The 13,023-nt window shown below is 41.9% G+C and carries 8 protein-coding genes; 4 read left to right on the top strand and 4 right to left on the bottom strand.

Annotated features, from left to right (window positions below; all coding sequences use genetic code 11):
- Window positions 1–23: 23 nt before the first annotated feature.
- The 3 genes from KFE26_RS22480 to prmB all read right to left on the bottom strand — a co-directional run bounded on the left by KFE26_RS22480 (window position 24) and on the right by prmB (window position 3,454).
- A complete protein-coding gene (locus KFE26_RS22480; protein ID WP_212601770.1) occupies window positions 24–1,199 on the bottom strand; it encodes an MFS transporter in 1,176 nt (391 codons plus the stop codon).
- A gap of 91 nt (window positions 1,200–1,290) precedes the next feature.
- Window positions 1,291–2,385, bottom strand: a complete 1,095-nt coding sequence (gene aroC / locus KFE26_RS22475) for a chorismate synthase (RefSeq protein ID WP_028761043.1) — start codon at window positions 2,383–2,385, stop codon at window positions 1,291–1,293.
- Window positions 2,386–2,509: 124 nt separating this feature from the next.
- Window positions 2,510–3,454, bottom strand: coding sequence for a 50S ribosomal protein L3 N(5)-glutamine methyltransferase (prmB, locus tag KFE26_RS22470; RefSeq protein ID WP_011788895.1), 945 nt, complete (start codon window positions 3,452–3,454; stop codon window positions 2,510–2,512).
- An 80-nt stretch (window positions 3,455–3,534) separates the two neighbouring features.
- On the opposite strand from prmB, the gene smrB reads away from it, so the two are divergent.
- A complete protein-coding gene (gene smrB / locus KFE26_RS22465; RefSeq protein WP_028761044.1) occupies window positions 3,535–4,065 on the top strand; it encodes an endonuclease SmrB in 531 nt (176 codons plus the stop codon).
- Between the two features lie 99 nt (window positions 4,066–4,164).
- Here the strand turns inward: smrB and sixA are convergent, their stop codons facing one another.
- A complete protein-coding gene (sixA, locus tag KFE26_RS22460; protein WP_212601769.1) occupies window positions 4,165–4,635 on the bottom strand; it encodes a phosphohistidine phosphatase SixA in 471 nt (156 codons plus the stop codon).
- A 169-nt stretch (window positions 4,636–4,804) separates the two neighbouring features.
- Here sixA and KFE26_RS22455 point away from each other — a divergent pair, with 169 nt between their 5' ends.
- The 3 genes from KFE26_RS22455 to KFE26_RS22445 all read left to right on the top strand — a co-directional run bounded on the left by KFE26_RS22455 (window position 4,805) and on the right by KFE26_RS22445 (window position 12,628).
- A complete protein-coding gene (locus tag KFE26_RS22455; protein WP_168824250.1) occupies window positions 4,805–7,594 on the top strand; it encodes an insulinase family protein in 2,790 nt (929 codons plus the stop codon).
- A gap of 284 nt (window positions 7,595–7,878) precedes the next feature.
- A complete protein-coding gene (locus KFE26_RS22450) occupies window positions 7,879–12,111 on the top strand; it encodes an EAL domain-containing protein (RefSeq protein ID WP_212601768.1) in 4,233 nt (1,410 codons plus the stop codon).
- A 109-nt stretch (window positions 12,112–12,220) separates the two neighbouring features.
- Window positions 12,221–12,628, top strand: a complete 408-nt coding sequence (locus KFE26_RS22445) for a hypothetical protein (RefSeq protein ID WP_198572770.1) — start codon at window positions 12,221–12,223, stop codon at window positions 12,626–12,628.
- Window positions 12,629–13,023: the final 395 nt, after the last annotated feature.

Raw genomic sequence — 13,023 nt, 5'->3', positions numbered from 1 at the left:
TTGATATTGCTAGATTGACATTATTAGGCCGCATGGGCGGCAACGCTAGGTTTATCCCTAGGAATAAAGAATACCGCCAGCATAGCGGCAAAGGCGCATCCTGCTGCAAATACCCAAGACCAAACCGCCCCGCTTCCATCGCCCCAAATATAGCCACAAATCCAAGTGCCGAGCGCACCGCCCACTCCAAAACTTAAGCTGGCATACAGGGCTTGACCTTGGCTTCTGTGACTCGCATCGAAATGCCTGTGCACAAATTGAATCGATGCCGCGTGGGTTAAGCCAAAGGTAAAGGCATGTAATAATTGACTAAAACCAAGCCACAATACGCTGTCCACTCCGAAGGCAACCAACAGCCAACGCAAGCAAGTCATGCCGATACTGACAATCAATAGGGTATTAACACCATAGCGACCGAGTAAACGCGGCGCGAACATAAACATCACGATTTCGGCCATAGCGCCAAGGGCGACAAATATCCCCGCTGAAGATTCTGAGTAACCCGCTTGCTTTAAATATAAGACGAAGAAGCCGTAGAAAGGCCCTGCGCTCATTTGCAGCAACATCGCCGAGAGTAAGAACCAAATAATCGCCCGATTCCATTGTAATGGCGGCCGCACTTGACTGGTGTCACGCACTAAACGATTTGCTGGTAATGGCAACGCACTGGCTAACATGCCGATAAATAATGAAAAACCAATATATGGCAGCACTTCAGTGCCCCACTGGCCAATGGCAAAGCCCGCACCGACAACTAGGCAAATATAACCAACACTGCCCCAGCTGCGAATTTGGCCGTAGCGGCTGGCATTCTCGCCTAAGGTTTCTAAAGTGATCACTTCAAGCTGGGCAAGGATTGCGTTCCAAAAGAAGGTATAGAGGGCCAGACTCAGCGCCATATACACAAAACCGCCATGATAGAAGAAACTCAAATACGCCAGCGCGGCGGCTCCCGCCCCCATTTTGATAAGCTCGGCACGCATCCCGGTTCGGTCAGCCACTTTGGCCCACACATTCGGGGCAACAATGCGCGTCGCCATCAGGATGGCGAGTAGAAAGCCAATTTCTTGAGGATTAAAACCGCGATTTTCGAAGAAGACCCCAAGATAAGGGACCATAGTACCGAGAATAGAAAAGAAGAAAAAATAGCAGGCACAAAGCCAGCGTAATTGCCGGCTTGTGCTAGAAGAAGTTGACATTAACGCATTCCCTTTATCTCATGCCACTTGTTGTATCGTTATCGCATACCATCTATCACATGCGCCTATCTCATACCCCTATTTCATACGCCTATCGCATACCAAGCACGGGTGTGTGACTGCGTACATCCTGATTTTGCGCTCTGTGTCTTAACAAGTGATCCATCAACACAATGGCAAGCATAGCTTCGGCAATCGGTACCGCGCGGATCCCAACACAGGGATCGTGACGACCTTTAGTGACAACTTCGGCCATTTCACCCTGCGCCGTCATACTTTGGCCCGGCACACTGATACTGGAGGTGGGTTTTAACGCAATATGGGCAATGATCGGCTGACCCGACGAAATCCCACCGAGCACACCGCCCGCATGGTTGGATTCAAAGCCTTGCGGCGACATTAAGTCACGACCTTCGGAGCCCTTTTGCGTCACGACGCCAAAACCATCACCAATTTCAACACCTTTGACAGCATTGATGCCCATCAGCGCGTGGGCGATATCGGCATCGAGTCTATCAAATACTGGCTCACCTAAACCCACTGGCACACCTGTCGCGATAACGGAGATTTTCGCGCCAATCGAGTCACCGGATTTTTTCAGCTCACGCATGTATTCATCAAGCGCTTCCAGCTTGCTAGCATCGGGGAAGAAAAAGGCATTTTGCTCGATTTGGTCAAGATCAATGGTCTGCGCACAAATAGGACCCAGCTGCGACATATAGCCGTAGATCTCGATACCGTGAACTTGCTTTAAATACTTTTTCGCCACAGCACCCGCCGCAACCCGCATCGCAGTTTCACGGGCTGATGAGCGGCCACCACCGCGGTAGTCACGCATACCGTACTTTTGCTGGTAGGTATAATCGGCGTGCCCAGGGCGAAATAAATCTTTGATATTAGAGTAATCTTGACTGCGTTGATCGGTATTTTCAATCAAGAGTCCAATCGAGGTGCCCGTGGTTTTACCTTCGAAGACGCCGGATAAAATCCGCACTTCATCGGGCTCACGGCGTGCCGTGGTATATCGGGATGTCCCAGGACGACGGCGGTCAAGATCATGCTGCATATCGGCTTCGGTTAATTCAAGCCCAGGAGGGCAACCATCAATAATGCAACCCAGTGCAACACCGTGACTCTCACCAAACGTCGTCACTACAAAATTTTGACCAATACTGTTTCCAGACATCCGCTTTGTACACCTTAGGTTATTTGTTCATCGCTCCGCGCCCAGCGAGTACTGGACAATTTATTTTCCCGCTGCAAGCCTAACTGGCAGCGGGAAAAGTCTCAACCTAATTTGCTATCTTAGGCTATTGTGCGTCGCGATAAATACCAAATACCGACTGATTTTCAACCAGTTGATCGCGGGTCAATACAAATACGCCATCGCCGCCATTTTCAAAGTTAATCCAAGTGAATGGCACTTCTGGGAACTGCTCAATCAAATGCACCATAGAATTACCGACTTCGACTACGAGTAAACCCGTTGGCGTGAGGTATTGCGCGGCATTGGCGAGTATACGCTTGGTTAAATCTAAGCCGTCGCGACCTGAGGCTAAACCAATGGCTGGCTCATGATGATATTCATCAGGCATGTCGCCAATGTCTTCGGCATCCACATAAGGTGGGTTTGAGACAATCAAATCATACTGAGGCCCTTCTGGGATGGCCGAGAACAGATCCGATTGCATCGGGAATACTCTGTCCATCACACCTAAGGTTTCGATATTGATTTGCGCTACATCTAAGGCATCCTCGCTGATATCCAGCGCATCGACTTCGGCGTCTTCAAATTCATAGGCACAGGCAATCGCGATACAAGCGCTGCCAGTACATAAATCTAAAATACGTGTGACTGGCTTGTTATATAACCAAGGGCTAAAACGGTTAGCGATCATTTCGGCAATCGGTGAACGTGGCACTAACACGCGCTCATCGACGTAAAATTCAAGCCCAGCAAAACGCGCTTTGTTGGTCAAGTAAGGCACAGGTAAGCGTTCTCTCACCCGACGAATGATCAACTCGACAATTTTATGCTTTTCACTGCTGGTCAAGTTGCTTAAAATCACTTGCTGACCGATTTCTTCGGGTAAGTGTAAGGCATGGAAAACTAAGGCGATGGCTTCATCCCACGCATTATCAGTACCATGACCATAATACACATTGGCATCGTTAAAACGGCTCACGGCCCAACGTAACATATCGCCAATAGTACGTAATTCTGTCACAGCTTCATCTACAAAGATCTTATCCAAAACGTGCTCCCGCTAGTTTGTTCGCAAACATTGTAACTGAACTCTATTCAGAAACCATAGGATTCAATAGAATACCCGCCATGAATAAAGACGACGACAAAGAAGGCTTGGCGATGTTCTCAAAGCTTATTGATGGAATTAAACCCATCACCCAAAATAAGCGACACTTTCGCATGCCCTTAAAAACCAAACAGGAAATAGAACTGAAAGAGCAGCAACTGCATGCTAACAGTTATTTCTCAGATACTTATCAACCACTACTGCCTGTACAAGGGCCGATGCGTTGGTTGGAAGAAGGTGTTGACAGTTTAGAACTCAAACGCCTCAGACGTGGAGATTACCAGCCAGATTTACTGCTGGATTTACACGGCTATCGCCAATCGGAAGCCAAACTTGAGCTAGCAGCATTGATTCAAGCCTGCGTCAAACAACAGAGTCTGTGCTGCTGCATTATGCATGGTTACGGCAGTGGCATATTGAAACAACAAGTTCCCATGTGGTTAGTGCAGCATCCTATGGTGAAGGCTTTCCATCAGGCCCCTAAAGAATGGGGCGGCGATGCGGCGTTATTAGTGCTGATTGATATTGGTGAGCAACCGCATAGACGTTAGCTTGCTATCGGCTTAGGCTTTAACATTTACTATTTAGCTGAAAACAAACGGCCCATTTAATGTGGGCCGTTTGTTTTGTAAAAGAGATATAAACCTAGATTAGCTAATACTATGCGGGGCGTGCTGCCACACGATTGAGGCTTGCTCGGCATGTTTATCAATGAGCGTAATGCCTGACGTCGCGAATAATGGCGGCTCAACGCCAGTCACTAACTCACTGACTAAGTAGCCCAGTAACGGCATGTGAGCAATCACGAGTACTTTATCCGCTTTGTATAACTCAGCATAAGCAACAACCAAGGCGGCTACATTGGCGGGATCGCCAGAAGGCACAAGATCATCGGCGACTAGCCACTTACGCGGCTCAGGAAAATGCTGACTCAGTTCCTGCCACGTTTGCTGTGCTCGTAAGTAAGGACTAACTAAAACAAGATCGAAATCAGCCACACTGCGAGCTAGCCAGTTGCTCATCAACACAGTATGGTGCCTTCCAACATCGGTCAGTGTTCTGTCTCTATCAGACTGAGCATTAAATCCGGCGTCACCATGTCTCATCAAAAATAGCTGCATACTTCTCTCGCGACTCAAACTTGTTTTTGTTTTATCCCAATTGTAGCCCTAAAATCCGTTTCAACAAACCTCACAAGACTTAATCTTTAGTCGATAAACACAAGAGATATTTGCTAAAAACCATTAAGACTATCAATATATAACAAGCTATCGTTACCGGAGTGTCTCTTTGCAAGCCTCTCAGTCCATATATAAAAGTCCAAATGATCACCGCCAGTATCGTTATCTTGTATTAGATAATGCGCTCAGGGTGTTATTGGTTGAAGATCAAGATGCTAGCCAAGCTGCCGCATCTATGGCTGTAGGCGTGGGTCATTTTGATGATCCCGCAGATAGACCCGGCATGGCGCACTTTTTAGAGCATATGCTCTTTCTAGGTACTGAGAAATTCCCAGACTCAGGCGAGTATCACGCCTTTATTAATCAGCATGGCGGCAGCAATAACGCTTGGACAGGCACAGAGCACACTAACTTCTTTTTCACCATCAATGAAGAAGTGTTTGCCGACTCCTTAGACAGATTCAGCCAATTTTTTATCGCCCCAAAATTTGATTTAGATTTAGTCGATAGAGAACGCCAAGCTATTGAATCTGAATTTAGTTTAAAACTAAAAGATGATATCCGTCGAACCTATCAAGTACTCAAAGAGACAGTCAACCCACTGCATCCATTTTCGAAATTTTCCGTGGGTAACTTAGTCACCTTAGGCGGAGAACAAGCACAGGTACGTAGTGAATTACTCGATTTCTATCAAAGCCATTACAGCGCCAACTTAATGACCTTGTGCTTAGTCGCTCCGCTTTCCCTTGATAAATTACAAGATTTAGCCTGTCACTATTTTAGTGGGATCCGAAACTTGAACTTAGTGAAAAACTATCCTCAAGTACCACTATTTTCAGAAAAAGAACTGTTGAGGCAAATCGATATTGTGCCGCTTAAGGAGCAAAAACGCTTAAGCATCAGTTTTAATTTCCCAGGAATTGATCACTACTACAAACGTAAGCCTTTGACTTATATCAGCCATATTTTAGGTAATGAGAGTCATGGCAGTCTGTTGTCGTATCTAAAAGAACAAGGATTAGTGAACAACTTGTCTGCGGGCGGCGGTGTAAATGGCTATAACTTCAAGGATTACAGTATCGGTTTACAGTTAACCGATAAAGGGCTAGGCAATCTCGATGAAATTATCAGCTGCTGTTTTGAGTATATTGAACTTATCAAAACCCAAGGCTTAGATGAATGGCGTTATTTGGAGCGTGCAAACCTGCTCAAAATGGCGTTTCGTTATCAAGAGCAAGTTAAATCACTCGATTTAGCCAGCCATCTCAGTATCAATATGCATCACTATGAAGTCGAAGACTTGGTCTTTGGCGATTATCGGATGGATGGGCTGGATATCCCTGAAACCATTGAGCTACTTGAGCTCATGGTGCCACAGAATATGCGCCTGCAGCTTATCGCCCAATCGGTTAAAACGGATCGTAAAGCTAACTGGTATCACACGCCGTACAAAGTCCGCCCAATTGCGCCACAGTCCCTAGCTCGTTGGCAAGTGAACAATATTCGCCCTGAATTACAGCTACCGGCTGCAAATCCTTTTATTGTCGCCGACTCGATTGCCCGTCCGGATAAGAGCGATGTTGACGTGCCAGTGATCGTTGCTGAATCAACTGGATACCGCATTTGGCATAAGAAAGATGATGAGTTTAATGTGCCAAAAGGTCACATGTATTTATCGCTGGATTCAGAGCAGGCAAGTAAAACGCCAAGGCATGCCGCCCTCACCCGCTTATATGTTGAAATGCTACTCGATTATCTCACCGAGCCAACCTATCAGGCCGAAGTTGCTGGATTAAGCTATAACATTTATCCGCATCAAGGCGGAATTACACTGCATTTATCGGGCTTTACCGGCAATCAAGAAACGTTATTAGCGCTATTAATCCATAAAGCCAGAGAGCGCAATTTTACCGAAGAGCGCTTTGCCCTCATAAAATCTCAGCTTCTGCGCAGTTGGCAGAATCAAACACAGGCTAAACCGATTTCACAATTATTTACTAGCCTGACTGTTACACTGCAAAAAAGCAGTTATGAACCAGCACGCATGGCTCAAATGTTGGAAGATATTAGCCTAGAAGATTTACATAACCATGTACGCGCCTTCTACGAAAAGATCTATCTTGAAGGGTTAGTCTACGGGGATTGGCTAGTCTCTGAAGCACAAGCTCTTGGCAAACGTTTAGAGCACATTTTATCTTTAGTTTCGACGCCGAGCGCCGAGTCCACCAGAGAATTAGTGAATTTAACAGGCCAAGGCACGTTACTGAGAGAACTCGCAATAGATCATCAAGATAGCGCAATTATTGTGTATTACCAATCTGCCGTGGCAACACCCGAAAAAATGGCGCTATTTAGCTTACTGAATCACACTATGTCGTCCACCTTCTTCCATGAGCTGCGTACTGAAAAACAGTTGGGCTATATGGTAGGCACAGGTTACCTGCCGCTCAATCGTCATCCTGGACTTATTTTCTATATTCAGTCACCCACAACTGGGCCCCTGCATTTATTAGAAGCCATCGACGAGTTTATTGCCGACTTTAATTATGCAGTGATGCAAATCACCAACGAAGAATGGGAAAGCACAAAGGTAGGTCTGATTAATCAAATCATGGAGCACGACGCGAACCTCAAAACTCGCAGTCAACGTTATTGGGTCAGTGTCGGCAATAGAGATTATCAATTTAACCAAAGAGAACTCGTCGTAGACGAAATCACTAAGCTCACCCGCACTGATTTACTCAAATTCATGATGCGTAAAATGCGTACTAAGCACAGCGATCGCTTAGTGTTATTTAGCACAGGTGAACAACACAGAACCCAAGCAGCGCTGATGTCAGACAAAATGATCACGGATCTTAAAGTTTTTAAGCAAACGGCAGAAAAGTTTAATTTCTAAACAAAAAACACTTTTGCTCACACATTTGTGAGCAAAGTTAGGTAAACAAACAGAACCGCTACAAATCAGTCCAACTATAGTCGTATCTTTCAGTGTTGGACGTAATCCTGATGTAAAACATGGCTAGCCCATGTTCTACCACTCCATCACTGAACAATTTTACTGCATCTACATGCTGTTAAAAGGATTTTCTGCAGACTCCACTTTGACAAACCGCTCACTTTCTGGAAAAGTGATGTAACACAATTGTTTCATGGCATCCTCGGATAATAAGAACAAACACTATGCCTAAAGCACTCTTGAGAATTTTCTTTCTTCTAGCTATTTTCCTATCGACCGCAGAAGCGCAACAATTACCAATCGCTTTAAAAACTGAGTCTTATGGCGTCCCAGAAGGCCTATCCCAGAGTACAGTCACATCAGTCATTGAAGATAATGATGGTTACATCTGGATTGGTACTTTGAACGGATTAAATCGATTCGACGGTGAAGAATTTAAGCATTTTTTTGCACATGATCACTCTGGTCTCTCTAGTTCATTTATTCAAAGCCTATTATTTGACAATAAAACAATGTTAGTTGGAACTGACAATGGTTTAAATGTTTACGACTCAGAACTTGAATCCTTCAAAAAACAGGAACAAATAAATGAAGCCATATGGTCTATAAATGACAATGGTGAAATTTATACTATAGGTACTAAAAACAAGATCATTGATATTAGAAAAGATAATTTAGAAATAATAAAAACATATCAAGATAAAAGCTTTAGCTTCATAAAGAAAGCAATTAAGACTAATAACGGCTACATTGTAAGAAATCATGATGGTAGAATTATTCATTATCACGAAGATTCAACAACTACTATTTTATCCCTACAATCTGTAGACATAGTAAAAGGCAAAAGTGGAGTTTATATTTTAACATCAGATGGTATTTATAAAAAAATATCAGAAGACATACCGAAATTTCTTGCTGGTGAGTATACAGGTCTAGCAGTGATTGATGGTCAAGTAATACAAACAAACCTTGAATCATCAGAGGTAACATCAAAAGGTTATGTATTAGAAAAGAAAGAAATCACTAATCAAGTTCAAGCCTATAGGACGAAGAACTATACAATAATTCCTTCATTAAATATGGGATTCATTCTAATCAGAGACAGCAGCAATGTTGTAAAGTCCCTAATAAACCCTATCGGAAACATCTGGTCAATAAGCTTATTAGACAATGAACAAATTGTGACATCTGATGATAGTAGTGAAGTAGAAATATATAATTCGAACTTTATCTTCAAGGATAAAATAGACACAGAAATATCAGGACCTAAATATATTATAAGGAACAGAGACTCTTTCATCATTGGAGGTAACAATGGCCTTTATGAGTTTAATGGGGATTTAAAAACAACACTATTAAGCGATAGTATTGTCACTCTATTTAAAAACCAAAAAAGAACCGAGTTAATTGTAGGAACAAGTAAGTCAGACATATACATAATTGATCTACTAGATAGAAAAAAAATTCGTAAACTATCACTAAAGAATAAGCACCCAATATTCCAAATTCAACAGACTCTGGATGGCACACTTCTACTTGCTACTCAAGGTGGATTGGTAAGTATAGATACTAACGGCAACGAAAAAACAATTTTTGATGATGATTTTGTTTATTGCATAACTGAGACACCAAATGAATATCTTTTTGGAACTAGAACTTCAATCTATTCGACTAATAAAGAAACGTTAGAAATCAATAAAATTTATAACTCAAACAAACCAATTTACTCAATCGCAATTGATAATAGTAATGACTTTATGGCATCTTCCATAAATGAGTTAATTTTAAGCAGAAATGGGAAATTACTAACACTAACGACTGACTATGGTAGTCAAGAAGAATACAATAATCAGAGTGGGATATTCTGGAATGGCAGTTTCTTTTTTGGTGGAATAACTGGCGTTAGTGCCATAAATAAAGCCAATGCAATATCTTATATTGAAAACAATGTTATAAACACCAATATCAGTGAGCTTTTAGTATTTAATAAAACTGTTAATATAGGCGATAACCCACTAGAAAAAAGTATATCAAAATCAAAAATAATTGAATTAAAATATTCAGACTATCCATTTACATTGAAGTTCAACTCTCCGAAGTCAAGTCATAAAAATATTGAGTACTTTTATAACCTAAATGGCCTATCTGATACATGGATTACTGCAAAAGGTACAAACTCTGCAACCTACACAAACCTCTCACCTGGTCATTATATTTTTAATGTATTTGGTGAAAACCCTGTCACCGGAGCAAAAGGTCCAGTAAACTCCCTTAACATTTATATATCGCCTCCATGGTGGCTATCTTATTGGGCAAAATTAATTTACTTCATAACTACATTGCTAATAACTTTTTTTATTATTAAAGCTATATTACGAAAAAGAGAAGTGCAACGCCAAATAGCACTCAGCGAAGAAAGATTAAAACTTTCCCTTTGGGGAAGTGGTGATGAAATGTGGGACTGGGACATAGAAACTGGCAATATTTTTCGCTCCAATATCTGGGGAGCTCTTGAATTTCCCCGTGATGGGCATCGTTCTGGAAAATCGGATGAAGAGAGTAATATACATCCTATGGATCAGGAACGTGTTCGTGAAGCGCTTAATAAGCATTTTTATGGTGAAACAGATCATTTTGAAGCCGCATATAGGGTAAAAGGCAAAGACGACAATTGGGTATGGATCTTAGACCGTGCCAAAATTGTAGAGCGGGATGACAAAGATAATGCCCTGCGAATGACTGGAACGATTAAAAATATTAGTCAGTTTAAACAAAAGGAAGAACAACTAAAACTCTTTGAAAAAGCAATTGAAAACATTTCGGAAGGCATGTTTATCCTCGACAACGAATACCGTTTTGTCGAAGTCAACGAAGCTTGCTGTAAAATTTCATTACGTAACCGAACTGATTTTATTGGCAACTTACTCACATTTGATTTATATCCAGAAACCTTCTCCACCCAAATTAGAACTATGTTAAAACAGCAAGGTCGCTGGGCAAATGAAGTCGAAGCAGCCAGAGGAGATAACAGTCACTTCCATATGGAACTCACTATCGATGCTATCTATGATGAGTTAGGCGAATTATCACACTATGTCGGTGTTTTTTCTGATATATCAAGACGTAAGCAGCAAGAAGAAGAACTTAGAAAATTAACCAATAACGATCTCTTAACCGGACTACCTAATCGCTCCAACTTGCAAGTGACCTTAAATAATCTAGTGAATCGAGAAATAGCTCATGCGCTTATGGTGCTTGATCTTGATAATTTTAAACGTATTAATGACTCCTTAGGCCATCAAATTGGGGATGCATTATTAAAGCTCGTTGCTACCCGCATTAAGTCCTTACTTCCTAAAAATACCAGTATTTATCGTCTAGGCGGAGATGAATTCGCCATTGTATTAGACAAGAGTTCAGATATAAGCGCCAGCGCTGCGATTGCTAACCGTATTATTGAGGGATTAAAACCTGCATTTGACGTTAGCAATGAACAGCTAGTCCTAGGATTAAGTATTGGCATAGTGCTATTCCCAGAAGATGAGCAAAGCGAGCAAGCATTACTGAGAAAGGCTGACATTGCTATGTACCATGCTAAGTCTGCGGGAGGTAATTGCTACCAGTTTTATTCTGAGTCCTTGAACCAACATGCAATTAGGCAATTAGAAATAGAAAATCTTATCCGTGAAGGCTTAAAAGATGATCTATTTGAAGTTTATTATCAACCTAAGGTTGATCTTAAAAGCGGTAAAATTGCAGGTATGGAGGCTTTAGTCAGATTAAATCATCCAATACATGGTTTAATTCCCCCCAATGACTTTATTCCACTTGCTGAAGAAAACGGTTTGATTGTTGAAATTGGTGAAATTGTCTTACGCAAGGCCTGTTTCGCAGCGCAAAAATGGCGTGAACAAGGCATATTCAGCGGCAGAGTCGCCGTCAATTTATCGTCACGTCAATTTGCACTGCCTGATATTCAACAGCGAATAGAGTCAATATTAAGACTCACTAAACTCCCCGCATGTCATCTTGAATTAGAAATAACTGAGGGAACCGTCATTAAACAGCCGGAAACGGCAATTATTGTCATGCAGCAATTGGCTAAAATGGGCGTCAGTTTAGCACTCGATGATTTCGGCACTGGGTACTCGTCCCTTTCATACTTAAAACGCTTTCCTATTCATACTTTAAAAATTGACAAAGCCTTTGTTGACGATATAGATAAATCTGATCGCGATCTCAAAATGGTCGATTCTATTATCACCATCGCCCATAACATGGGGCTTTCTGTTGTGGGTGAAGGCGTAGAACAAGCAGCACAATTGAACATTTTACGGGCACTTAACTGTGAAGAAATTCAAGGCTATATTTTTAGCAAGGCCATAAAAGAGACCGAATTTACTCAGCTACTTCAAGAAGACATGGTAAAGCCAAACACTAATAGCAACATTACCTAATCATTTAACTCTCAATTTGATTTTTATTTACAACATTGGCACAACAAGTGCAACAGCGCTATTAGTGTCAATAATAAATCAATATTAACTACCCTGAGAGATAATTAGAATGATTAAAGGAATATTAACTGTTGTAGCATTAACATCATCGCTTGCTGCTGTAAGCAATCTTACTTCCTTAGATAGCATAGATACCTTCTCAGCAGTACCAAATGTTCGCTTCAAACAAACTGAAGTTGCTGCCGTACCAAACGTTCGCTTCAAACAAACTGAAGTTGCTGCCGTACCAAACGTTCGCTTCAAACAAACTGAAGTTGCTGCTGTACCAAATGTTCGCTTCAAACAAACTGAAGTTGCTGCGGTACCAAATGTCCGCTTCAAACAAACTGAAGTTGCTGCGGTACCAAACGTTCGCTTCAAACAAACTGAAGTTGCTGCAGTACCAAATGTTCGCTTCAAATCAATTGATGTTGCTGCGGTACCAAATGTTCGTTTTACCGAAACAACTTTTGCTTAATAAAAATTTTTATTAAGGAGCTAAAATGCTGAATTCAATCAAAAAAGCACTCGGTTTATCCAAGCCAGCGCGTAAAAAAGTTAAGTTGCCTGAAGGCTTGAATCACCTTGAAGTGATTTCTGCAAAAGGTTGGTGGAACTAATTTAAGTTCTGTAGCCATGAGTCTAACTCATGTACAGTGATAGTGAATTAAGTTAGCGCAGCTTAGAAACAATAAAGGGAGCATTGACTCCCTTTAGTTTTAAGTGAATATAAAAGTACTAACTAATAGTCATGTAGTCATGTAGTCATGTAGTCATGTAGTCATGTAGTCATGTAGTCATGTAGTCATGTAGTCATGTAGTCATGTAGTCATGTAGTCATGTAGTCATGTAGTCATGTAGTCATGTAGTCAT

This window comes from Shewanella sp. M16 (genome assembly GCF_018224605.1).
Classification (GTDB): domain Bacteria; phylum Pseudomonadota; class Gammaproteobacteria; order Enterobacterales; family Shewanellaceae; genus Shewanella; species Shewanella oncorhynchi.
The sequence above is the reverse complement of the archived record's forward strand: the minus strand, read 5'-3'. Positions and strand labels throughout refer to the sequence as shown.